18 protein-coding genes and 1 tRNA gene are annotated in these 25,827 nt (G+C 37.8%); 10 read left to right on the forward strand and 9 right to left on the reverse strand.

Annotated elements, in window-relative coordinates; all coding sequences use genetic code 11:
* Positions 1 to 62 precede the first annotated feature (62 nt).
* From D9O48_RS17965 to D9O48_RS17980, 4 genes are all read left to right on the forward strand, one after another.
* A complete protein-coding gene (locus D9O48_RS17965) occupies positions 63 to 2,435 on the forward strand; it encodes a zinc-dependent metalloprotease (protein WP_126974383.1) in 2,373 nt (790 codons plus the stop codon).
* 142 nt (positions 2,436 to 2,577) lie between these two features.
* Positions 2,578 to 3,789, forward strand: coding sequence for a FecR family protein (locus tag D9O48_RS17970; protein WP_126974384.1), 1,212 nt, complete (start codon positions 2,578 to 2,580; stop codon positions 3,787 to 3,789).
* A 304-nt stretch (positions 3,790 to 4,093) separates the two neighbouring features.
* On the forward strand, positions 4,094 to 7,351 hold the full coding sequence (locus D9O48_RS17975) for a SusC/RagA family TonB-linked outer membrane protein (RefSeq protein WP_158624937.1): 3,258 nt from the start codon (positions 4,094 to 4,096) through the stop codon (positions 7,349 to 7,351).
* A 122-nt stretch (positions 7,352 to 7,473) separates the two neighbouring features.
* Positions 7,474 to 8,784, forward strand: a complete 1,311-nt coding sequence (locus tag D9O48_RS17980; protein WP_158624938.1) for a RagB/SusD family nutrient uptake outer membrane protein — start codon at positions 7,474 to 7,476, stop codon at positions 8,782 to 8,784.
* A 195-nt stretch (positions 8,785 to 8,979) separates the two neighbouring features.
* Here the strand turns inward: D9O48_RS17980 and D9O48_RS17985 are convergent.
* The 5 genes from D9O48_RS17985 to D9O48_RS18005 all read right to left on the reverse strand — a co-directional run bounded on the left by D9O48_RS17985 (position 8,980) and on the right by D9O48_RS18005 (position 15,588).
* A tRNA-Asp gene (locus D9O48_RS17985) sits at positions 8,980 to 9,053 on the reverse strand.
* 373 nt (positions 9,054 to 9,426) lie between these two features.
* Positions 9,427 to 10,236: a hypothetical protein gene (locus D9O48_RS17990; RefSeq protein ID WP_126974387.1), complete on the reverse strand. Its 810-nt coding sequence runs from the start codon at positions 10,234 to 10,236 to the stop codon at positions 9,427 to 9,429.
* Positions 10,237 to 10,246: 10 nt separating this feature from the next.
* Positions 10,247 to 13,834 carry a TonB-dependent receptor gene (locus D9O48_RS17995; protein WP_126974388.1) on the reverse strand — a complete coding sequence of 1,196 codons (3,588 nt, stop codon included), beginning with the start codon at positions 13,832 to 13,834 and terminating at the stop codon, positions 10,247 to 10,249.
* A 30-nt stretch (positions 13,835 to 13,864) separates the two neighbouring features.
* Entirely contained in the window at positions 13,865 to 14,893 is a 1,029-nt protein-coding gene (locus D9O48_RS18000) for a FecR family protein (RefSeq protein WP_126974389.1), read from the reverse strand.
* Between the two features lie 110 nt (positions 14,894 to 15,003).
* On the reverse strand, positions 15,004 to 15,588 hold the full coding sequence (locus D9O48_RS18005; RefSeq protein ID WP_126974390.1) for an RNA polymerase sigma factor: 585 nt from the start codon (positions 15,586 to 15,588) through the stop codon (positions 15,004 to 15,006).
* 572 nt (positions 15,589 to 16,160) lie between these two features.
* Here D9O48_RS18005 and D9O48_RS18010 point away from each other — a divergent pair.
* Genes D9O48_RS18010 through D9O48_RS18020 form a run of 3 tightly spaced genes read left to right on the forward strand, consistent with a single transcriptional unit; the run spans position 16,161 to position 19,198 of the window.
* Positions 16,161 to 16,586 (forward strand): VOC family protein, encoded by a 426-nt coding sequence (locus tag D9O48_RS18010; RefSeq protein WP_126974391.1) that lies wholly within the window; start codon positions 16,161 to 16,163, stop codon positions 16,584 to 16,586.
* A 46-nt stretch (positions 16,587 to 16,632) separates the two neighbouring features.
* The gene (locus tag D9O48_RS18015; RefSeq protein ID WP_126974392.1) at positions 16,633 to 17,940 is read left to right on the forward strand and encodes an ATP-binding protein; all 1,308 of its coding nucleotides are present in this window, start codon (positions 16,633 to 16,635) and stop codon (positions 17,938 to 17,940) included.
* 1 nt (position 17,941) lies between these two features.
* On the forward strand, positions 17,942 to 19,198 hold the full coding sequence (locus tag D9O48_RS18020; protein WP_126974393.1) for a tetratricopeptide repeat protein: 1,257 nt from the start codon (positions 17,942 to 17,944) through the stop codon (positions 19,196 to 19,198).
* Positions 19,199 to 19,320: 122 nt separating this feature from the next.
* Here D9O48_RS18020 and D9O48_RS18025 read toward each other — a convergent pair whose 3' ends face one another.
* Genes D9O48_RS18025 through D9O48_RS18035 form a run of 3 tightly spaced genes read right to left on the reverse strand, consistent with a single transcriptional unit; the run spans position 19,321 to position 21,223 of the window.
* On the reverse strand, positions 19,321 to 19,914 hold the full coding sequence (locus tag D9O48_RS18025; protein ID WP_126974394.1) for a hypothetical protein: 594 nt from the start codon (positions 19,912 to 19,914) through the stop codon (positions 19,321 to 19,323).
* Positions 19,904 to 20,380 (reverse strand): RNA polymerase sigma factor, encoded by a 477-nt coding sequence (locus D9O48_RS18030; protein ID WP_126974395.1) that lies wholly within the window; start codon positions 20,378 to 20,380, stop codon positions 19,904 to 19,906. The genes D9O48_RS18025 and D9O48_RS18030 overlap by 11 nt, the downstream gene beginning before the upstream one ends.
* Positions 20,381 to 21,223, reverse strand: coding sequence for an alpha/beta fold hydrolase (locus D9O48_RS18035; protein ID WP_126974396.1), 843 nt, complete (start codon positions 21,221 to 21,223; stop codon positions 20,381 to 20,383). It lies immediately after the preceding gene.
* 200 nt (positions 21,224 to 21,423) lie between these two features.
* Between D9O48_RS18035 and D9O48_RS18040 the strand changes: the two genes are divergently transcribed.
* The 3 genes from D9O48_RS18040 (at position 21,424) to D9O48_RS18050 (ending at position 23,688) form a co-directional block, all read left to right on the forward strand.
* Entirely contained in the window at positions 21,424 to 22,410 is a 987-nt protein-coding gene (locus D9O48_RS18040) for a CAP domain-containing protein (protein ID WP_126974397.1), read from the forward strand.
* A gap of 312 nt (positions 22,411 to 22,722) precedes the next feature.
* Positions 22,723 to 23,286: a Crp/Fnr family transcriptional regulator gene (locus D9O48_RS18045; protein ID WP_126974398.1), complete on the forward strand. Its 564-nt coding sequence runs from the start codon at positions 22,723 to 22,725 to the stop codon at positions 23,284 to 23,286.
* A 72-nt stretch (positions 23,287 to 23,358) separates the two neighbouring features.
* Complete coding sequence (locus tag D9O48_RS18050; RefSeq protein ID WP_126974399.1) at positions 23,359 to 23,688, forward strand: DMT family transporter; 330 nt, start codon at positions 23,359 to 23,361, stop codon at positions 23,686 to 23,688.
* A 77-nt stretch (positions 23,689 to 23,765) separates the two neighbouring features.
* On the opposite strand, the gene D9O48_RS18055 is transcribed toward D9O48_RS18050, so the two are convergent.
* A complete protein-coding gene (locus D9O48_RS18055; protein WP_126974400.1) occupies positions 23,766 to 25,721 on the reverse strand; it encodes a KUP/HAK/KT family potassium transporter in 1,956 nt (651 codons plus the stop codon).
* Positions 25,722 to 25,827: the final 106 nt, after the last annotated feature.

The raw sequence follows: 25,827 nt of genomic DNA on the forward strand, positions 1-25,827 counted from the left end.
TTGAGACGATCTAAAAAAAATCTTCGCATTCTCAAGGAGTGCAGTATTTATAAAAATAACATATGCGTATACTAAAAAAATTCTTTTCATTGATAGTAATCCTGTCAGCTTCTTTAACTGTTCAATCGCAGGATATGGGTGCCGGTCCGATAAATATTGAAATAACAGATGGTAAATATATTATGACCATCGATGAGTCTGTAATAGGAAGAGACATTAAAATTTTAACAACGGTAGCGCAAGGGGCTGTAATACCAGAAATGAATCTTACGAAAAACCTTACCGGGTCTGCCGGTAAAATTTTTGGCGATAATCAGGTGAAATTTATTCTTAACAGAGAAGGGGCTGTTTTATTGGTAAATCATAAAAATATGAAGTTGATAGCAGATACTTCTCTACCGCTATATCAGGCGATAGAAGGAGTTTCCAAACCTGCTACGATAGCAACTTTTAAACCCCTGCCAGAATCAACTCCGGGAAAAATAAGAATGGATATTACAACCTTTTTGTCAGAGGATAATATTTATATGGGATTGGCTGATAATATGAAACAATTTTATGGAGTGGGGCAAAGCCAGCATTCGAAATTTGAATTTTTATTCAGAGAGCGTTTTGACAGAGGATTGGATATACGTATTTCCAGAACTTACAGTACCACAAACGGATTCAGGTCTATGGAATTTAATACCACATTTTTACTGCTCTCTGAAAAACCAATGGTGCCACGCCTGGCAAATTATAATGTAAATGCCATGGTGTTCAATGTACGGAAATTCTGGGACTTTGGTACCAATCCCTATTATGCTGTTAAGAATGAATATGCATACAGATATGATATTCGTCCGGCTGAAAAAGACAAACCCGCTTATCTGAAAGGAAAGCTGGTTTCTCCTGAGAAAAAGATTGTTTACTATATAGATCCTTCCACACCAACAGAGCTGGTAAAGTATATGAAAGCCGGTATCTCCGCATGGTCAAAAACCTTTGAAGGTGCAGGGTTTAAAGATGTAATTGAAGTAAAAGAAGTTAAAGAGGAAAAATCAGATTTTAATATCTTTTCTGCCCGGTATAATGTTCTGGTATATGCAGCTTCTGATAGTTATGGAGGGTCTGCTGATCTGACGGTTGATTTCAGGAGCGGAGAAATTGTTCAGAGTAAAATTTACATACCACATAGTAACCCGCATCATCATATGAAACAATACATGATACAGGCTGGTGCTGCTGACCCCAATGGCAGAACTATGAATATGCCAATATCGATGGTAGGTGCATTTGCGCAGTCAGTAGTTTCGCATGAAATGGGTCATTGTTTGGGAATTCATCATAATTACATCTCTTCTTCACTGATACCTGTTGAAAATTTACGCAATAAAAAATGGGTAGAAGAAAATGGTATATCTTATTCGATTATGGATTATTCACGATATAATTATGTTGCCCAGCCTGAAGACGGTATCAGTTTAAAGGGCATGCTGCCAAAAGTAGGCCTCTATGATCATTGGGCAGTAGAATGGTTGTACAAATGGTATCCCGATGAGAACCCTGTTGAAGAGAAGAAAAAGCTAGACAAGTTGTATGATGAAAAAATTAAAAAAAATATCGCTATAAAATATCTGAATATTGATTATTACAGAGACGATTACAGAATAAGAATGGAAGATGTAGGAGATGACCCTGTACTCGCTTCTGAATACGGCATTAAAAATCTTAAAAAAGTAGTACCGAATATACTTGAATGGACTAAAGAGCCCAACGGTGAATATAATTATGAAAATGCCCGCGCTGTATTCTCAGAAGCTTATATACAAATGAAAAACTACATGGAACATGTAGCAGCATTGGTAGGAGGGTCTGAGATCAGCTTTAATAAAATCAATTCACCTGTTTTGAGTGCATGGGTAAGCAAAGCCGAACAAAAAAGAGCTGTTGAATTTATAGGGAAAAATATTTTTACTACACCGGAATGGTTCCTGGATAAAAATCTTACCGCCGCATTTACCAATACGCAGATGAACCAGACTCCTTTTGAGCTGCTAACTACGCTACAGAATCAGACGATTGCCAAATTATTCGAAGCGCAAAAAATTTCAAAACTGGAGAAATCGAAACAATTTAAAGAAGATCAGTATACTCTTGATGAGTTGATGAGCGATGTGGAATATTATATATTTAGTGAAATGAATAATCCGGGTAATATCAGCCAGGTAAAAAAAGTACTACACCGTAAGTACATTGATAACTGGGAGCTGATGTTAACCTATTACCCTAAAAATACCACCTTATATGAATCGGTAACAACCATTCAAAAACATTTGAGTGACCTTAAAACAATGTTTGACTCTAAAAAGAATGCTTTTGCTGAAGAAACCGATCAATTTCATTTGACGATGTTAAGCAACCGGGTAAAAGTAATTCTTGAAAAATCTCTGTAAAACATAATATTAGCGACCAGGCCAATGAATCGGAGAAAATACATTCGAACTTTTGGGGAAGTACAGAAAGAAACTAATTTTTCTTAATTGCCCCCCAAACTTTAAATTCGGGGATCATATAAAAGGGAATAAATATTTTCAGATGGATAAAAGTCAACCCGGTATGAACGAATTGCCTCGTTTATTTCAGAAAGTACTGAAAAATGAAGCTACGGAAGACGAAAAAAGAGCGCTGGCCGACGCAGCGCGTGATCCCCGCTATGCCGAAGTAATAGCGCAACTGCTTGATGAAAGTTTTGCCGATGAGCAAAATGCAGAACCATTGGAGGGGGACGTGCAAAATATGATACTGAATGCCATCTGGCAATCAGAGAAATCAGATGAAAAGGAGCTTATAATACCTGTAAGAAAAAGCATTTACAGTAACTGGTTAAGAGTTGCGGCGGCAGTTATTGTGGTGGTGGGATTGGGTGTATTAGGTTTAACCTTATTTAGAAATGAAGCTGACGTGCCTGTAACAAAAGGAGAACATATCTTACCTGCACAGGAAGGAATAACACTTCGTTTGTCAAACGGAAAAACGGTTCAGCTAAACGACAGTATTCCGGATCTGCAACTGGAAGAGATAGGAGGTGCCGTTTCGCGTGCTGAGGATGGAACATTGGTTTATAAAACAACTGATAATGCTTCTACCCCAGATTTGTGGAATACCGTTTCAACAGGTAAAGGGCAGTCTGTGGCGGTCGTTTTACCTGATAACAGCCGTATCTGGCTGAATGCTAATTCAAGTATTAAATACAGTTCAAACCTAAGCAATGCGGAAGAACGTTACGTAGAAATTGAAGGAGAAGCTTTTTTTGAGGTAGCAAAACAATTTATCAGTACTGACCCGGCCAAAAGAAAACCGTTTCTTGTGAAAACTCCACAGCAACTGGTAAAAGTACTGGGAACACAATTTAATATCAGTACTTACCAGCAAAATATAACCTATACTACACTGGTAGAAGGTTCGATAGAGGTGAATGTTGCAGAAAAGAAAGAATTGCTGAAACCCGGGCAGCAATCAATCGTAAAAAATAAACAACTGACTGAAATAATAAATGTTAATACAGATCAGGTAACTGCATGGAGAAATGGAATTTTTTATTTTGATCAATACACCATTGATCAGGCTTTAAATGAAGTTCAGAACTGGTACGATGTAAGTATAATATTTGAAGGTGAAAAGACGAAGGAAGTGTTTTCGGGAATGATCAGCAGGCATAAACCTTTAAGTGAATTATTAGACATGCTGGAGAAAACCGGTGCCGTGAAATTTAAAGTAATGGGGAATAAAATACATGTATTACAATAAATAAAATCAAAACTAAAATCTGTTTAAAAGAATGATAGCATTAAACTCTTCTTCATAAATAAAAAAACCAGAAGAAAAATTCTTCTGGTGTAAACATTTCCTTTTCAGAAAATTTATCACAACCGGATGGAATGTGGAAGCTCTCTCCGGTTGAATTGTTTAACTAAACAAATCTAAGTAATTATTGCGTAAATGCAATGACAGGTTATTCTTATGCCTGTAAGATTTGTTTCAATTACTGCTAAAAATGACCAAAACTAACATTGAGTTCCTCCAAAGGAACTTGAGAAAATATTGGATGATAATGAAATTAGTATCCTTCTTTCTATTGATCTCCATTCTTCAGGTATCCGCAAACACCTATGCTCAGAAAATTAATCTGAATGAGAAGAATAAAACCCTGATTGAAGTTTTCTCGAAAATCAGGCAACAAGCTGATTATGACTTTATTTTTACTGGTTCTGCTATTAAAGGGATAGGTAAAATATCTGTATATGCAAAAGATGAAGATATTTTGTCTGTGATCAACAAAATGTTCATTACACTGCCTATTGATTATAAAATTGAAGGCACAACAGTTATTCTTGTCAGAAACGATCATAAACTTCCAAAGGTTGTAGCCCCTTCGGTTGAAGAATTAGCGGTTATCAAAGAAGTAAGAGGAAGGGTGGTTGATGTGTCGGGCATTCCCTTACAGGGAGCTACTGTAAAGGTCTCCGGTAAATCTATTCAGACTGTGACGGATAGTAAGGGCTATTTTATGCTCGAAAATGTGCCTGATGATGCTTTTCTGGAACTGAGTTTTGTGGGATATCAACCTTTAAAAGTGAAAGCTGCTGCTGCCATGGGTGATCTTATACTTCAGGTGGAAGTCGGAGAACTCAATCAGGTGGTGCTGAATGCGGGATACTATTCTGTAAGAGATAAAGAGAAAACCGGAAATATAACAAAGGTATCTGCAGAAATTATTGAACGTCAGCCAGTGATTAATGTATTGGGAGCCTTGCAGGGAAGAGTTGCCGGACTGGATATCGTTGAAACCGGTGGCATGGCCGGAAATATGGTGCAGGTAAATCTTCGTGGCAGAAATAGCATTGCCGGTGGAACTGATCCCCTCTATATCATTGATGGTGTACCTTTTTCTTCTGAATCTTTAGGCGACTTTCAGGTTTCACGTCAGTTGGCAATGGGTAGTTATGGTGTATTAAGTACACTGAATACATTGAATGGGAATGATATTGAAAGTATCGAAGTTTTAAAAGATGCGGATGCTACCGCGATATATGGGTCGCGCGGTGCCAACGGGGTAATTCTGATTTCAACCAAAAAAGGAAAAGCGGGAAAAACAAAGTTTGACTTTTCTCTCAACGCGGGCATCAATAAACCTACTATGGGTACAGAAATGCTGAATACTCAGGAGTATATCGCTATGAGGAAAGCAGCGTTCGCTCAGGATGGTATTACGACTTATCCTGTTTCAGCTTATGATATTAATGGAGCATGGGATACTACAAGGTACACGAATTGGTATGAGACACTATCAGGACGTACATCGTCAAGGATGAATTCTCAACTGTCAGTTTCAGGCGGAAATGAACTTACTCAGTTTCTGATCAGCGGAACTTTCCTGAAACAAAAACCCTCTTTTCCGAAAGCTTATGATTTTAGCTATCAGAGAACCAGTGTACATACGAACCTGAATCACCGGTCAGAAAACAAGAAATTCTCAGCTAATCTTACCATCAATTATTCCACTGATTTTAATAATGCTCCGGGAGAAGATCCGAATTCATTGGCCATGATCAGGCCTCCCAATTCGCCACAGATGTACAATGAAGATGGTTCTTTACACTGGGAAACCGGATTCAACAACCCCCTCGCAATCTTTAATAAAACTTATGAGTCAAATACCAAAGCTTTAAATGCTACCATGAGCCTGAATTATGATTTCGGGCATGGGATCACGTTCAGCAGCCGGTTTGGATACAACGATTATAATGTATATGAATATTTTACAAGCCCACATACTATTTATGCGCCTAGTCCTGATATTGGTGCTGAACGATCTTCAGCCTATGATAATAAAGGAAACCGTAATTCGTGGATTATAGAGCCACAGCTAAACTGGAAAAAAGAAATAGGGAAAGGTACCCTCGATGTACTGGTGGGAACAACTTTTCAAAAATCAACTTCTAAAAAAGAAAGTGCCTATGGAAGTAATTTCCCCAGTGACGCACTTATCTATGACATGAGATCGGCTGTAACTTACCGGATAAGATCGTCAGAAAATGTTCTCTATAAGTATAACGCCGTTTTTGGAAGAATAAATTATAATTGGGATCGCAGGTATATTGTAAATATGACCGGGCGCAGAGATGGTTCAAGCCGGTTCGGCCCTGGTAAACAATTCGCCAACTTCGGTGCGATAGGTGCTGCCTGGATACTGTCTGAAGAAAACTTCATGAAGAATATAACCTTCCTGAGTTTCGCTAAGCTTAGAGGTAGTATCGGACTCACAGGAAATGATCAGATCGGTGACTATCAGTTTTTGAATACTTATTCAGCAGCCGACAGATATGGATCTGTAACCGGAATGAAACCTACTAAACATTATAATCCTGATTTTAGCTGGGAAACAAATAAGAAAACAGAACTGGCATTGGAATTAGGATTTTTCAACGACAGGTTGATGATAGCAACATCCTTTTATAAAAACAAATCGTCTAATCAACTGGTTGGCCTGCCTATTCCTGTAATGACAGGATTTGAAACGGTATTAGCCAATCTTGATGCCGTAGTGGAGAATAAAGGAATAGAGGTGGAGATTAATACTGTCAATATTAAAACAAAAGATTTTAGCTGGACAACCGCTTTTAATTTCTCCAGACCAAGAAATAAACTGGTTTCATATCCGGGACTGCAATCATCTGCTTATGCCAATACGTATAAAGTTGGAATGCCATTGAGTGTATCAAGAGTATTTACCTATACAGGAATAGATCCGGTAACGGGCGTTTATACCTTTGAAGATGTAAATAAAGATGGATTTTTAACGCATAATGATGATCGGAAGAAATGGTTGTATGTAGGGCTGAATTATTCAGCTGGGATGAACAATACGATTACTTATAAAAGATTACATCTGGATGTGTTTTTTCAATATGTAAATAAAACGGCGACAAACTTTTTTTATAACAGAGGTGCTACCGGCGGTATGTTCGGAAATGTAAGCAGAGATCTGTTGGATAACTGGACATATAACAAGGAAAACCCTAAATTCCAGCGTTTAACAACCGGCGCAAATACGCAGGCGATCACTGCCAACTCAAACATCGGTTATAGTGATGTTTCTATTTCCGATGCCTCTTTCTTTCGCTTGAAAAATGTGCAACTGGCTTATGATATCCCGGAAAAGTTATTAGGTATCCGTGGAAGTATTTATGTGCAGGGACAGAATCTGCTGACTTTTACAAAATTTCCCGGATCTGATCCTGAAAATGCCCTCTCTTCTTACATGGCCCCGTTGAAAGTATGGAATTTCGGAATGCAGATAACATTCTGATAAAAAGTGAAAGACGAAATTTTATAACGTATTAAAAGAAAAGTATGAAATCGTATCATCTCTATAAATGGCTTTGCCTGTTTTGCTTAATATTATTTTCCGCATGTACAAAATTTGTGGAAGTGGAACCTCCGAAATCTCAGTTGTTGAGAAAAGAATTATTTTCATCTGATAAAGCTGCAGAAACTGCACTGGCAGGAATGTATGCTTATTTAAGAACCAATAGCTTTCTTACAGGATCTATTGTCAGCTCCGTAGAATACCTGGGTTTATACGCTGATGAAATAGAGTATATAAACCCTACTGTTAATGACAGATACTTTTTCTCAAATAGTATATTAAACCCATCGATTAATCAGGTTTATAATCTGTGGTCATATTCTTTTCAGGCAATATATCTGGCCAATTCAATTCTTGAGGGGGTAGAGGAGTCTACCAATCTGAGTGAAGGTGTAAAAGAAAGACTGGTTGGTGAAGCGTTGTTTGTACGGGCACTGATACATTTTTATCTTGCCAACACTTATGGAAATATACCTTATGTAACAACTACTGATTATTTTCAAACAAAGAATCAGGGTAAGATAACTGTTGATGAAGTTTATACAGCAATATTAAAAGATCTGAAAGTAGCAGAAAATTTATTGTTAGAAAATTATCCGATTGCCGAACGTGTACGTCCGAATAAATGGGTGGTTAAATCTTTTATGGCGAGAGTATACTTATATCAGAAAGACTGGCCGAATGCCCTGCTACAGTCTTCAGAGGTGATTGGTAATATTGCACTGTATGACATAGAGCCTGTGTTGAACAAAGTGTTTTTAAAAGAAAGTAAAGAAGCAATCTGGCAGTTTAAACCTTCACAGGATGGTATTAATGCATCAGAAGGAACTTTTATAATGGTTCAGGATCCGTCAATAGCTGGTTTTGTAATCCGAGATGAATTTCTCAATGCGCATGAAACCGGTGATAAAAGGTTAACAGACTGGTTAGGACTTTTTACTATAGGAAATAATTCATGGCACTATCCTTACAAGTATAAACAGAGAAATCCTACAGGTACCGTTAGTGTGGAATATAGTATTGTATTCAGGCTGGCGGAACAATACCTGATAAGGGCTGAAGCTTTAGCGCAGACAGAACAATATACTGATGCGTTGAAAGATTTGAATAAAATCAGAAATCGTGCTGACCTGGATGATTTTGTTTCATCAGATAAAGACGAAATTTTGGACGCTATATTAAAAGAAAGAAGAATTGAGTTCTTTATGGAAATGTCGCATCGCTGGTTTGACCTGAAACGTATGAATAGAACTGAGGAATTCCTGAGTCCTTTAAAACCTGAATGGTCAGTGAATAATGATTTATTGCCAATTCCATTAAAGGAGCTGGAGGCAAACCGTAATCTTTTACCGCAGAATAATGGATATAATTAGAACCTTTTGGTTTGTTTTGGTTAATGAGTTCAGGCAAATCTGAACCAGGAATAGATGGATTCGGGGTAACCGGATCCATTTTCTTTTTATTACTTAAAGTTTTGAGATGGCAGGGAGTTTTAATCTTCTCATGGTAGTGTTTCAATAGAGCTGGTTTTAAAAGCAAAAAGGTCACTCTTTCCAGAGTGACCTTTGCGGACCGGACGGGACTCGAACCCGCGACCTCCGCCGTGACAGGGCGGCATTCTAACCAACTGAACTACCGATCCTTAATCACTCATACACAAGGTATTGCGTGATTGGGGTGCAAATATAAATCGAAAAATCAATTTTCAAATATTTTTTAATTATTTTTTTGAAAATTTAATTAATGGTATGAAAATCAATAAAAAGTATTGTGAAGTTGGTGTTTTATAACGTTAGCTATAGGTTACTTTCTTTTATATTGACTTCTTGCGTACCTGTTCGTTGATCAGTTTTTCGTAGTGTGTAAAGTATCTTCCTGAATAGATGGATATAATCAATAAGCCATCAGCAGGCGCATCAGGAAACATGCCCGGTAGGTTAAGATAAGCTACTGAAGCTTTTGAAGAGCATTTTTCACTGCTGTTTTTGTTGCGTGCTGATGGCTTTGCTACTATTTTATTTTTTCAACCAAACATCGAACAACTCAAAGCCTAAGCCATCAACCATATTAAACCAATCTTCTTCGAAAATTACATCAGCTTCCTTATTGGGTAAATACATGATAGCAAATTTAAAATCTTGCAGTACACCAAGTCTTGGGTATATGTAAACATTCTGTCCATCTAACAATAATGGGTTACCATCTTTATCCAGCACAGTGGCTTTGTAAAATGTAGTTCTTGGAATCTGAATAAAGTATTCAGGGATTTGATCGGTGATTAAATCTGTTGTTACGAGTGGCTCTTCCTCAAAAAAGATTTGCTCCCAACCCGAAACCTCATCGAACACCATCGTTCCTTTGTAGATAGCCAGGCGTATCGGTTCACCGTTTGGCGAAATGATCTTATTATAGTTCAATATTTTGACCTGATAGGTTCCTTCAGGGGCAACACCAGTTTCCAACGGGTTTTTACCGACTACCAATGTGGGGTCGAGCGGACTTTTAGGGTACACTCCAAAAACATTACTCCCCCTTTTTAATGCCAGCCGTTGCTGAATCAGCTTATTGTCTTTGTCATCAAAAGCAACTACGTCGGCACTATCCTTTTTATCCACGAAAAAAAGAAAACTTGTTCCATCTGGCCGGGTAAACTCACCATTGATGGATATTTTTTTGATATTCAAATGCTCACCAGTGTAAGTTCTAAAGGTAATTCTGGCTAATTGTTCCTGCTCTTCCACCAGTTCTCCTTTATTGCATCCGATGAAACCAAAACTCATCAAAAATGCGAGCAGGTAAATTGAAATTTTATTATAAGCTGTCATATCGTTTTATTTAGAAGTTGTAGGTTACGGAAAGGCTGAAACGTCGTCCCTCTCTTTTACGATAAGTGATGTTGTCTCCTTCTGCTTTATTATATTGGATGGATTTGCCTTCTTTTAGTACATTCAATTTGGTACTCTCGTCCATTTCATAATCATGTATATTCACGTAATAGCGGGTCCAGTCATCGAGGATATTCGCAATATTGAGCTTTACCTCCATCTTCTGCTTTAGAAATCTGGCATAAAACTGTGCATCCAATTGTTTAGGTGCGAGTTCATATTCAACTCTTGCCAGATTCACATTCGCAAGATTAGTACGATAACCGCGATGATTATAACTTGCCGTAGCTCCATATTGATTGCCCCAATATCCAAGCCCGAGGTTCAATAACCAGGGAGACTGTCCGATTAATGGTCTATCCTGATTAGGGTACCGTTGCTGAACGCGTTCAGCAACCTGTGTTTCCGGATTGTTGATCCATTGCCAATGACTGAGCACGTTTACTTTTGATTTGAGTAAGGTTCCGTTAGCGTATATGAATAAATCGCTGAGCCAATCTTTATCGGACAGAAACGAAAAGTCTTTTCTGATTTCGAGCTCTAATCCCAGATTTATGGCATTGTCCATATTGGCATAGGTATATTGGTTGTCTAACGAATGAATTAATTCGATAGGTTTATCCAACTTTTTATGATAGCCGGTTAAAGAAATGATTTCACCGGGAGAAGGATACCATTCAATACGCAGGTCTATATTGTCTATCAGCGTAGATTGAACATGTTCACCGTAAACATAACCGTCAATTTCAAAATCATACATAGCAAACATTCCCACCTCTCTGAAGTCGGGGCGGATTACGGTTTTGGAATAACTTGCACGGATATTTAAATTCGGTGTAATGCTATAGGTTGTATTGATTGAAGGCAGGAAGCGCCAGTTATTTTCCTTTACTCCGAAACGGTGTCTTTGTACATGGTTAGGGTCTGACGGGTCTTTATAGCTGCGTTTGAACAATTCTTCCTGCTTTGAATATAGGCCAAAATATTCGGCACGAACGCCGTATACGAGCCGAAGCTTCTTGCCAAATTTCTGATCAGCCATCAGGAATAAAGCATGCAATGTCATATCGCCATCATAGTATCTTCCGCCGAGTGCATCGGCGTAATAATATGCCTGGTTGTCGCCATTGCCGATATTTTCGGCTGCAAATAGCTGGTGATAGGGAATTTCCAGCTCAGGGGCTCTCTGATTGGTGGTACCTTCCGCCCAGGATCTGGTCCAGGGTGCCATTTTATTTACATCCAGTGATCTTTTCTTTGTCCATGCCTGATAACCCAGTTTGGCCACCGTAGAGAATTTTTTTCCTTCTCCGAATTTGCGGGAAAATGCCGCACTCCAGTTGTAATCCGTTTCGTCGATTCGTGTCCACATACGCCAGTCTCTGAAAGTTCCTCCTGTGGAGGCAGCGGAATGCGTCATCAGGCCGGGTGTCATGAAATAGGGTTTGTCATCAAGTGTAGTAGTTAATCTATAAGATAATTTACGCTCATCTAAAATCTGTTGCTTGATTTTATTGACGGTAAACATCCCTTCAGCTTTTATATTCCAGGGCAATTTATATTCACCGATTAACTGATGTTGTTGTAACGACATAGCTTCCGGTAATTGATATACGAGTTTAGTAGGGATCGGATTCGATTCTTCGCGGGGTTTTTGGATTGATTCGTTGTAGCTATCGCTGTAAGTACGGGCATAAATATTCTTCAGTGCTACTTTAAAACGCTGCCCCTGTAATCCGATATTGGCAACCAGCGCGCTGTTACTGTTAAACCGGTAAGATATACCTGCCCCGTTGTCACCAAGGCCTGTGCTATCAATGTAGTTGCCCATAGGCGAACGTCTTACGTTATTAAAGGAAATGATATTTTGTTCGTTTCTGAAATTAGCGGATGTAACAAATCCGAAGCGCATTCCTTTTTTCAGGTCATAAATACGCCCAAGCGATAAACGCATATTTTGATTTGGAGAAGCTTTGTATTGGTATGGCCGCATAGCGTCACTGTTCAGTTTTTTTGACTGGGCAATGGCGTCCATCTCATTATATTTAACAGCATCACCAAATTCTGTAGAATTGAGAACGTTGTTGTTTAATTCCGGATCTGTCAGTATATATCCCGGAGGTGCATCCAGTTGTGTAGCCCGGTTATTCCATTCCCAGGTTTTGATACCTTCGGGAATCTTTGCGGATTTGTCGAAGAATCCGAAGTACTCGTTGGTATTACGCTTACCGAGGCGATAAAAATCTTTGCCGGTAGTACGCGAATTACCACCTATACCAAATTGAACACTCGTAAAATTTTGTTCGGGTATATCCATGGTATTTACTGAAACCTGCCCACCCGAAAATTCGGCCGATACATCAGGCGTTGCTGTTTTATTGACCACAATAGAACTCACCATTTCGGTAGGAATAATATCAAAGGAAAAATCACGCCTGTTCTGAGAAGTGCTTGGAATAACTATGCCATCGAGCATAGCCTGATTATAGCGGTCAGACATTCCCCGTACAACTACACTTCGGTTATTCACAGTAGTGAGTCCGGTAACACGTTTTAATACTTGCCCTATATCATTATCAGGTGTACGTGCAATTTGCTCGGCTGAGATGCCATCGCTGACGGATGCAGCATTTTTCTGACGCGCATACAATCCTGCAACGGAAGCTTTTTTATATCCTGAAGAAACGACGACCTGTTGTAAGGTATTTGTTTCTGCTTTCATAGCTATATTAAGCGGTGTATTACTGTTGTTCTTTACCACTATCTCAGTGATACGTTGTGTCTGATAAGAAATATAAGTCACTTCTAATGTGTAAACTCCTCCAACTAAATTCAACACATAATTTCCATCTGCAGATGATTGTGTGGCTATACTTTTTGAACCTGTAACGCGTATGGTTGCACCAGATAGAGGTTGCCCGCGGTCATCCAATACTTTACCGGAGATACGCCCGGGTTGAGCTTCCTGAATGGGCGTTTTTTGGGGTGAAACAACCGGCGAAGCAGTCATTTCTTTTTTGATGAGGATAAAACCGTCTTTCAGGCTATATTTTAACGCTGTGTTTTTTAAGGCAATTTCCAATGCCGATTTAACGGAAATCTTTTGTGCGTTATGTGTTATATGAACGTGCGCGTATTCATTAATATCACTATTGTAAAGAAAACGAATACCACTCTGTTTTTGTATTTCATCGAGGGTTGTTTTAATGGAAGCATTTTTCAGGTTAAGAGAAATGGTTTTGGTTTCGATATTTTGTGCTTCAACTTTTTGTATTATCGTGCAAAAAAACAGTGATAAAATTATACCAGGCAGGTAAAGGGTTTTAACTGTTAACCGGGGCTGCTTTAAAAAGTGAAATAATTTGAATTGGTCTATTGCTTTTTGCATAGATTTGTTACTAATGTTGTTTATTAATTTGTTGAAAAGCGGATTAATCAGCATGATCGGTTTATCCGGTTCGCAGGAACTCTTACGACGGCAAATCATTAGGGCTCCGGCATTTGTATGAGTGTTTCCGGTATGAACGGGAACACTCATTTTTTAAGTTTATTTATCACATAGGCAATTTTATTTTTGGTATAGTTTAAATGTATCAGTACTTTCTTTTCTGATCTTGAAATCAGCCAGATCACTCAGCAGTTCCAATGTCTTTTCTATGGGATAACCTGCCGGTAAAGAGCCGGTTACTGATTTAGAAGTAATCTTGGTATCATTACAATCAATCTGCACTCCAAAGCGCCTGTTTAGTTCTAAAAGCACTTGTGCTAAAGGTTTCTCGTCAAATACAATATCACCATCAATCCATTGTTTCAGGTGGTTGATATCTATAGATCCGATAGTGGTTTTTTGCGTATGGTTGTCATAAGTTACTTTCATGCCCGGCGTAAGAGATGCCAGGTGTTCGGCCTGGTTGTGCAGGTCTGTGGTAACTGCCACTTTTCCCGTTGAAACAGCTACTTCAAAAGGATATCCGTCAAATGCATTTATTTTAAATGAAGTTCCCAGCACTTGTGTTTTGATAGCTCCGCTATGAATGGTAAACGGATGCTCTTTATCGGGAGTAACATCAAAAAATGCCTCGCCGTAAAGTTGTACATCTCTGCCTGCGTTCGGAAATTCTTTCGGATATATAAGCTTGCTACCTGCCGAAAGAAAAACGATAGTACTGTCTGGAAGGATATGTTTTACAGGAATACCTTCAGGATTTTCTTTAATGATGGAGGCTATTTCGTTGGGAGAATGTGATAATAATACTGACTTCCATAGAATAAACGTTGACACAAATAAAATTCCTGTCCACACCGCAGCATGCTGTAATAATCTTTTAGAAATTAATCTTGTTTTTGGGAGCGCTGACACTTCCTCTTCCTTTATTTTTTTCAGCAACTGGTATTTGACCTTTCTGGATTTTTCCTGCAAAAGTTTATGAGTAAGTTTACTACCGGCTTCTACAGCAGCTTCATTTTCTGCTATCAGTTCAGATAAGATGATTTTTGCCTGAGGGGTATTTAAAACTTTTCTTATTTCAGCAAGTTCCGCATCAGAGCACTCTCCCTGCAAAAAAACCTTCAATAAACCCCGTATATCTTTTTCCATTATATAAATATGTCTTTATATAATTATAGACAGGAAAAGAAAGAGCATACTACTAATGAATATTTAAATTTTTTTAGAGATACTTTATAATAGTTACAAGATGAGCCGGTTTATGAGTTGTTTATAATCAACAGGATGCAAAAAGTGGTCAACCCTTCTGTGTTTTCCCGAAGTGTATGTATGGCTGAGGTAATATGATTTTTAACCGTATTAACAGAGAGTCCTGTTTTTTGAGCAATCTCAGGGTGCGTAAGGTTTTCCTCACGGCTTAAAAGAAACAATTGCCGGCGTCTGGGGCTGAGTTGATCTAGTTGTTTCTGATAGGCTATTATAATTTCTTTTTCCAACAATTGACGGTCGGTAGAGAGGTTGCTCATTAACTGTTCTTCCGGAATTAATTCAATAGGTTCCGTTCCGGGTATATTCTTATGAAGATAATTTATAATACGGTTACGTAAGGAACGTTGAAAATACCCTTTAACCGTAACAGTGATATTCAATAGCGATCTTTTTTCCCAGATAGCCAGTAACAAGTCCATTACCAACTCTTCTGCATCCATTTCATTGCGAGTATAAAAGGTGGCCTGTTTATACAGAGATGGAAAGAAGCGTTCGAAAAGTTCGCTATAAGCCTTTTTGTCGTTCTGACGACATTTATGCCATAATTCAATATCAGAAGCCTTCTGGTAATTCATATATTATATACATCTGCAAAATTGCCTGTTTAAGATTAACAGGATATTAAGTTTGTATGAATTATATAATAATGGAATTGGGCTGACGATACATTCTATCGTTCTGTTCTTAATGTATATGTAATTTCTTTTGGAGAAAGCTGGTTATTGCTCTCTTTATTATAGCATAATTAATGACTTACAATATTCTTTTGGTTATACCTTTAAATACGCAATAGGATATATTGAAATCTTAAGCGTATTGATTCTTTAAATTCAGAAGATGGATAAAATAGTATCTATAAATCAATAAAATACATAGGTTTTAAGTGGTTTTTATGTCTGAAATAACCTTTGAAAGATTAAACAAAATTCATGAGATAGTAAGAAGATATACAATGTTCATTTTTTTTGATTAAGTTAGTTCTGTGAAAAAGCATCCGTCATAAACAGTTATGATTAAAGTAATTGAAAAAGAAAGTACCCGGTTGTTCAACTGAAGACGAACTGATCGGCATAACTACAGGATGAACCCTGTATAATATCAAAGTAAAGTGTAAATTATACTGAAATCTTAAAAATTTAAAGTATTCATGTCAACCGTAAATCCTTATATTTATTTTAACGGCAACTGCGAGGAGGCATTTAATTTTTACAAATCAGTTTTTCAAAAAGAATTTGCCTATCTCGGAAGGTATAAAGATGTTCCTCAAAACGACAGACAATTATTTCAGGAAAGCGACGAAAAGATCATGCACGTCACATTGCCTGTCAGTAAGGAAACTGCCATCATGGGATCAGATAACAGAGAAGCCTATAAAGAGTTACTAAAGTACAGTAATTTTTCTCTTATTATTCATGCGGATAGCAAAGAAGAAGCGGATAGAGTCTTCAATGAAATGTCTGAAGGCGGGCAAATCAAAATGCCGATGAACCAGACATTCTGGGGTTCTTATTATGGTATTTGTATTGACAAATTTGGAATTATGTGGAAGATTACAATAGGGGCTGAAATTTAAATATTCTTTACTTTTAAAGACAAAATTCAAAGTAACTAATGATCTTATGAACGATAATACAATTGATGGCTTAAAAGAAGCATTGAAGCAATCACCGGATAATAGTCCTTTAAGGCTCTTATTAGCTGATACTTTATTCGCGATGAACAGATTTGATGAGGCTGAGATGGAATATGCAACACTTCTGCAGTTGTCAGATAATAAGAGAGCCAGCATAGGGCTTGCAAAAGTTTTTTACAATAAAGGAAACTACTCTGCCTGTAATGTGATTCTGGAAGAACTCATCGAAACCGGCATGCAGGATTTGAATGTTTTTGTTTTACATGCAAAGGCATTACTGAAAGAAAATGCATTTTCTAAAGCGATTGAAGCTTATAAACAGGCGCTGTTAATTAATCCTGATTATTTTGATGATGAGTTAGATCAGCAACTACGCATAAGAGGTGTGGAGCAAACATTCGATGAAGAGGAAGAAGTGGACAACCGTTTTTTACAGAAACCCTCTATTAATTTTAGTGATGTGGGAGGGATGGAAAGTGTAAAAAAAGAAATAGACCTGAAAATTATAAAACCTTTACTTCACCCCGATTTGTATAAGGCTTATGGAAAAAAGATAGGCGGCGGTATATTGTTATATGGCCCTCCGGGTTGCGGTAAAACGTTTATTGCGAAAGCTACGGCAGGCCAGGTAAATGCAAAGTTTATCAGTGTCGGTTTGAATGATATTCTGGACATGTGGATTGGGAACAGTGAAAAAAACTTACATGAAATTTTTGAATTAGCGCGTCAGCATACTCCCTGTGTACTCTTTATTGATGAAATAGACGCACTCGGGGCCAGTAGAAGTGACATGAAACAATCTGGCGGACGCCATCTTATCAATCAGTTTTTGCAGGAATTAGACGGTATAAGTGATACTAATGAAGGGGTGCTGATTATAGGTGCAACGAATACACCCTGGAATTTAGATCCGGCATTCAGAAGGCCAGGAAGATTTGACCGGATTGTTTTTGTTCCACCACCGGATGCTGCAACAAGAGCCTCTATTTTAAATCTAAAACTGAAGAATAAACCCGCCGTGGCAATAGATGTAGACAGTATTTCTAAAAAAACGGAACATTACTCAGGTGCTGATATTGATGCAATTATTGATATAGCGATTGAACAGAAACTGGAAAGTTCTTTTGAAGATGGAATACCTAAACCACTGGAAACAAAGGATCTGTTGAACGCTGTTAAAAAACATAAAGCCAGTACACAGGAATGGTTCGCAACAGCTAAAAATTTTGCTTTATTTGCAAATGATGCTGGTTTATATGATGACATCTTGGCCTATTTAAAAATTAAGAAATAAAATGTCAGAAGATATTAAGCTATCAAAAGTTGAAATTTTAATTCAACAAAAAAAGTTCGCCGAAGCGGAAAATGTGCTTAGAGATTTATTGATTGGTGATGCTGACAATGTTCATTTTCTAACATTACTGGCCGAAGTTTATTTACAGCAAGATAAGCTGGAGGCAGCCCACTCCATTATAGATAATGCTATCGGATTATCGCCTGATTATGATTACCTGTATTATATGAAGTCGCGCATTGCCATACAGCAGGAAAAATTGAGTGATGCCGAAAGGTACGTACAACAGGCTATCGCAATTGATCCTTATGATGCAGATTATTTTGCTTTGCTGGCGCACATTCAGCTGGCAAGAAAGCAGTTTGAAACTGCATTGCAAACAGCTAATCAGGCATTAGAAATTAACCCTGAAAATTTACTGGCACTTAATACAAGAAGTACTGCTTTAAACAAACTTGATCGTAGCGAAGAATCATTCGAAACTATTGAAGGCGCTTTGCGTGAAGATCCTAATAATGCTTATACCCACGCTAATTACGGGTGGGCGCTCCTGGAAAAGGGTAAACACAAGAAGGCCCTGGAACATTTTAAAGAAGCGCTTAAAAATGACCCGGATTCCGAATATGCTCAAGCTGGTATGCTGGAAGCTATTAAAGCAACGAATCCGGTTTACCGGGCTTTTCTAAAGTATTCGTTCTGGATGAATAATCTGAATGCAAAGTACCAATGGGCAGTTATTATTGGTTTTTATGTTGGCTTCAGAGCGCTTCGTGCTCTTGCTAAAAGTAATGAAGCACTGGAACCTTATCTGACGCCACTTATTATAGGATTGGCTATACTTGCTTTTTCTACCTGGATCATCACACCCGTAAGTAATTTATTTTTGCGATTTAACAAATACGGAAAAGTGTTATTGAGCAAAAAAGAAAAAATGAGCTCCAATTTTGTAGCCATCAGTTTTGTCGCTTTTATATTGGGGAGCATATGCACTTTTATATTATCCGATGAACGCTTTTTAGCAATTGCAATATTCGGTTTTGCGATGATGTTGCCATTGGGTATTATGTTTTCTCCTTCAAAATATAAAAATGCACTTTTAATTTATACTATCGGCATGGCTATAGTAGGACTTTCAGGCATTGCATCAGCATTCTTAACAGGCCAATTATATAGTAAGTTTGCGCTGGTTTTTGTAATGGGCTTTGTTGCTTTCCAATGGGTAGCTAACTTTTTAATGATAAAAGAAGACAATCAATAGTATACTATTTTTAGTTTTTATAGATACCGGGGATTAGCCCCGGTATTTGTATTTTTAAAATCATTAAATAATTACTGATCTTTTGTTGCCTGCTATTTGAATGATATGAAATATATCAGATACTAAATGCTTTCTTCTTTTATTGTAGTGATTTTTTCAATGATGCTATCAATTTTCTTTGTATTCTTTTTGATCATTTTAGGACGAAGGTAAAACCAGTTGAATGCAACAAATGCCAGAAAAACAACATAGTAGATAACTGCCCAGTGCAATTGCATTCTGGAGGCATATTCGTACATATACAGCAGAAGTCCTACAGATAATATAACAAAGTAAAGCCGCAGAACAGTTGTTTGAATAAACGCCTCCCGGCTTTTTATCCGTTTAAACACCTCGAGGTATTGAGCGTTCGATTCATCTGGTTTCAATTGCTTGTATAATGGAACGGTTTTGTTCGTAAAAAGGATCATCATCAGTATGGCAAAAAGTATAAAGAATATACCAATTTTTGTAGTAACAAATCGTGGTTGAAAATATATCCAGATTAATATAATGAATGTTGCTGTGAATAACATTGTTACATTCATTACAATAACTTTTTTAAGCCTGCTTTTTTGCTCCTTGCTGATTTTGTTAAACAAGTCCTGCTGATCAGGAGCCGGAGTTACTTGTTTATTCCATAATTCTTTAAAATTGATGGGTTGATTATTCTCCATTTTCCATAAATTTTTTGGTGAGCCTATCTTTAATCCGGTGAATTTTTACACGGATATTACTCTCTGATAATCCGGTAATGCTGGCAATTTCTGCTTGTTTCACATCTTCCAGTTCCAGAGAAATAATAATTCTGTCAATTTCCGGAAGCTCTGCAATAAAACGATACAGCAGTTGAATCTGTGGTTCAATGTCATGTTTCTTTTCTTCTGCCATAACAAAATTATCAGGAAGCGCTGTTTGTTTGACTCTATTCCGTTTTTCTATTTGACGGAGACAGGTATTAGTAGCAATACGGTAAATCCATGTTCCGATAGATGATTCGTTTCTGAATTTAGGCAGTTGCTGCCATACGATGATAAAAGTTTCCTGAGCCATATCCTGGGCAAGTGAATACTCGTTTGTATAACCCAGACACAAGCGAAATATTTTTTCCCAGTAAGTAGTGTATATTTCTTCAAACTTCATTTATCGCTGTGTTAAAAAGTCATTTAGCTGTTGAATATACCAATCTTTATCGTCATACATTACAAAATGTAGTCCTTTCGTAGCATATTTAAGATCGGCAGTTTTCAGGTTTTTGTATTGTTCGTTAATGGCCGTTTCGATATTCTTAAAATAAGGCTCTAATAAAATCAGTGAAGGAATAGTAATGTTTTTGACCTTTTCTCTTAAATCAGTATTGGCAAAGTCGCAATAAATTTTTGCAAATGTTCTCCGGTCTGAACGAATACTCCAACCTACAATTTCCTGAAATCTTTCCTGTGTAGCGGTTAAGCTGACTGCATTCATCTGCTGCATTTGCGCAAATGCAGAGTCTGATAACTGAGTGATCTGATTAATCATTGCACTACAGTCATTTTCAGGGTTCGATTGAAACCCGGGGTTCATTAATGCCGTTAATGAAGGCAGGGCATCTACCACAATGATTTTACTGAGCAGATCAGGATAATCGGCTGCCAGTGCCATGGCCATTACTCCTCCCATACTATGACCTACCACAACAGGTTTTTTGAGTTGATTGTCTTTGATATATTGAGCAATGTCTGTTTTCCATTTTTCAAAGGATGGACTATTCTCAGGACTGGTACCTGCAAATCCGGCCATGGTTAAAACATGTAAAGTGTAATCGCCTTTCAGCAGGGCAGTTGTTTCGTTCCACACATCTCCTGAACTGGCAAATCCGGGAATGAAGAGAATACTTTGACTACCCGTACCTGATTTTTTTACAGTAAATGATTTTTCATGAGCCTGGCTGTAATAAGGAATAAAGACTATCGCTAACAGAACTATTAATTTGAATGTACGCATGATCTCCTGCTTTAATTTCTTTTTAGATACCAGGCAGGAAAAAATGTTACAGACTTTTCAGTTTTTTTTATCTGGCATGTAAATCATTGATATGTAGCAGTTGTATGATCAGATTGTTTTTGAAAAAGTTTGATCTTTACGCTCTTGCTTGTTTAAAATAAATAAGAAATAGTTGTACTTTACTGTTATAAAAACAGTTTATGAATATCGCGAAATATTGGTCGGTCAAAGGAATATGGTTCGTATTTATACTAGTTTTATGTTCTTGTCAGAAAAACGATGATAACAGCACTCCATCCTGTGCCGATGGCATTCAGAATCAGGGTGAAACCAGTATTGATTGTGGCGGACCGTGTGCGCCATGCTCAGTGGATAAAGAAAAAGTGATTCAGGATTATAAAAACTTTTACCTGGGTAGTGCAGTTAGTGATCCCGGCTGGAATGGCAATGCCACAGCCTGCATCGCCGGAAGTGTATCGGTAGGAACGCATGATAAGGTATTGCAACGCATTAATTATTTCCGTCGTCTGGTAGGCCTGAATGATAATACTACCTGGGATGTTTCCAAATTTGCACAATACCAGCAAACTGCTTTGTTGATGAAAGCCAACAATGCACTAAGCCATAATCCACCCGATACATGGTCGTGTTGGACCTCCGTAGCACATGCAGGTGCAGCCTCTGCCAATTTAGCACTTGGCAAAAATGCTGCCGATGCTATTACTTTGTTTATAGAAGACCCGGGTGCCGGAAATGAAGCTGTAGGGCATCGCCGCTGGATTTTACATTCTCCCAAAACTCAATTCAGCTATGGCTCTACCGACAATACAATGGCACTGGGCGTTATAGGAACGGCAGGTGGTAATACGAATATTCCTCCTTATATCGCTTATCCTTCCGAAGGTTACTTTCCACAGCAGCTCGTCTTTCAACGCTGGTCGTTTGGTATACCAAATGCTAATTTTACGAATGCACAGGTAACTATGACCGGACCTGCAGGCATTAACGTAACACTGAATGTAATTTCGCGTACCGCTACCGGAATGGGCGATAATACCATTGTTTGGGAGCCGTCTAATGTGGTAATAAACAGTAATTCGGATATGGCTTATACCATAAGAATATCCGGCGTGCAGAATGCACCGCAAAGCAGTTATAATTATACAGTTGTAATTATAAAGCCTTGATAGGTAATGAAATAGATAGTTTGGTTATTGATAATTTTTGTATCTTAATTACACAAAAAAACTACACATTAAATGATTGAGTGCTAAACCTGGTGGTTGGGAAATTTGTTTTGGCAACAGCGTTGGCAGTATCAACGTCTTTCCTGTCTGAAATATTAAATGGCAAAAAGCTAATGTATCTTTGCTAAAGATATTACACTATAAACATATCTTGACGGAATAAGCTTCTGGAAGTAACGTAGTTGTGGTAATGGCCACCTGCTAAAAAGAGTTTTATTTTAAGTTAAGAGAACTCTATTATCTCTATAAAATATGCATATAGATCAGATCCTCGATACTATTTTTCCTTTACCGGAAGCGGTGAAAACTTCTTTCAAAACTTATATCCGGGAAGAACGGATAGAGAAAGATAAAATCTTGTTACGGGCCGACAGGATAGAACGAAAAATGTACTTTGTAAAAAAGGGAATTGTGCGGGCCTACTCTTTTGTTGAGGACAAAGAGATTACTTTCTGGTTCGGCAAAGAAGGAGACACGGTTATTTCAATGCGTAGTTATGTGGAGAATGAAAAAGGGTATGAAACGATTGAAATGCTCGAAGACGGAGAACTTTATTCCATCAATACGGCAGATCTTCAGGAATTATACAAATCTAACATTCATATTGCAAATTGGGGAAGAAAACTGATTGAAAGCGAATTGATTAAAACTGAAAAAAGATTGATTTCCCAATTGTTTCAAACAGCTACGGAACGATATAAAGAGCTGTTAACAGACACCCCCCATCTATTACAACGTGTTTCCCTCGGTCATATTGCCTCTTATCTGGGAATTTCACAGGTTAGTTTGAGCCGTATCCGCTCAGACTTTAAATAGTTTTTTATCATTTGTAAAAAAAATCGGTTCAAATACAGAATAACTTTGCGAAACATTTTAAAAAATAAGTGTATGAACTGGTTATTCTTGATTTTAGGTGGTTTGTTCGAAGTAGGCTTTACCTTCTGTTTAGGAAAAGCAAAAGAAAGTGTAGGGCAATCTGTATATGCCTGGTATGGCGGATTTGTACTCTGCTTATTTCTGAGTATGTTCCTGCTGATTAAAGCTACCCAACAATTACCACTGGGTACGGCTTATGCTGTATGGACAGGTATCGGAGCGGTTGGTACCGTACTGATTGGAATTGTTATTTTTAAGGAACCTGCTACGTTCTGGAGATTGTTTTTCATTTTTACGCTGGTAAGCTCAATTATAGGATTAAAGGCTGTGTCGCCCCATTAATGATATGTTTGTTGAATTACAAAGGTTAACTCATTCATAAGTTAACCTTTGTCTATTGCTGCTAATACAGACTAACCTTACTTGCCTTGTTGTCGTGTCAGATTTATTTTTTGCACAGAATTATATACAAGAGGAACAGCTTCAATATTCACACTGGTTTTATCGAGACCGAATGCATTTTCGTCAGATTGTGCCCAGTGCTTTAAAAAGAAGTAAGAGTTCAATACAAATCCCTCGTGCAATGAAAATTCATTTTCAATAGAAAGAAACTTTTCAATGATAACAAACCGGTAATCCAACTCGTGATTGTATTTACTTACTGCATTATCTTTTAGCGGAAGATTGAGTTCTTTTTTTTCAATCAGGTCACAGATAATCTGTTTGAAATAAAGCTCAGTTTTAGGTTGGATTCTGAACCCGATATTGACTACTATTTTTATTATTTTATCATTTACAAGTTCTGATATTTCATAATTCAATGTATAAGGATGATTGGTTCTGTTGATATGGAAAAACCAATAGATATCTGCCCGTTTTGGTTTTTTAGAGAATATTGAGTCGATGATTATTTCTTCAATCTGATCGCGCCTGTCGGCTTTGGTAAGATAAATCAGGTGGGTGGCCAGTTTGGGGATGTTGGTGTCTTCACTGAGAGCAGTTATTTTTTCAGTGAACTTACCCAGCTGAGTGAATTTTGTATAACGATTATTTATTTTTCTTCCGTAATAAGATGAATACATGACGAGGAAGAAAATTGTTCCCACCAGAACTGTGATATAACCACCTTCCTGAAATTTTACAATGTTTGCAATGAAAAAAGATATTTCAATAATGGAGAAGGTGAACAAAAATGTTATAACGATTAATTTATTCCACTTCAGTTTATATAAAAGAAAATAAGACAATAAGAAGGTAGTTGTCATCATGGTGATGGTAATGGCCAGACCATAAGCTGCTTCCATTTTAACAGAGTCACGGAAATAGAGTACAATCAGTATACAGCCAATCCATAAAGTAAGGTTTACGCTGGGAATATAGATTTGTCCCTTTGCTTCGGTAGGTTGTTTTACCTGTACACGCTGCCAGAAGTTGAGGTTGATGGCTTCGTTGATTAATGTAAAGGACCCGCTGATCAATGCCTGTGAAGCAATGATGGCTGCAAAAGTGGCAATGATAATGCCTGCTATTAAAAACCAGGAGGGCATTATTTCGAAGAAGGGGTTACGGCCTTCCAGCAATGAAGAGGGTTGATGTAATAGCCAGGCTGCCTGACCGAGATAGTTGATGACCAGGCATATTTTTACAAAAGCCCAGGTAATACGTATGTTTCTTCTGCCACAGTGGCCTAAGTCGGAATAAAGTGCTTCTGCACCGGTGGTACATAAAAAGACTGCTCCCAGAATCCAGAATCCATGTGGATAGTGGGTCAGCAGGTTATAAGCATAATACGGATTGAGTGCTTTAATTACAGAAGGGTAATGAAATATCTGAAGCAGACCTAAAATCATCAGCATGGTAAACCAGACAGTCATGATCGGGCCGAATGCTTTTCCCACATTCTGTGATCCGAATCTCTGAAAGAAGAATATTCCGGATACGATCAGAATTACAATCGGCACGGGAGAGATATGTTTCAGATGATCAATCATAGTTAATCCTTCTACAGCTGAGGTTACTGTTACGGCAGGAGTTATAATGCCGTCTGCCATCAATGCGGCCGCACCGATCATTGTAGGTAGAATTAGTTTTTTACCATACTTTCTCACCAATGAATAAAGAGAAAAAATTCCTCCCTCGCCTTCATTGTCAGCTTTAAGGGTTAGCCAAACATATTTTACGGTAGTTTGTAATACTAATGTCCAGAAGATACAGGATACACCACCTAATACTAATTGTTCGGTAATTTCTTTGGTGCCTATAATTGCTTTAAAAGTGTAAAGAGGGCTGGTACCGATGTCTCCGTAAATAATTCCAAGTGCAATCAGTAAAGAGGCAAAGGTTATCTTGTGTTCAAGTCCTTTCTTTTGTTCCATTATCAAATGCTGTTTAATGAAACAAAGGTGTTGCGGAAAGTATAAAAAGGAAATAAACTCTTATTCGAAATATATAAAGATTTTATAAAGACAATCAGAAATGAGC

Origin of the sequence: Gynurincola endophyticus (assembly GCF_003991195.1) — a bacterium.
In the GTDB taxonomy this organism is placed as follows: Bacteria; Bacteroidota; Bacteroidia; order Chitinophagales; family Chitinophagaceae; genus Gynurincola; species Gynurincola endophyticus.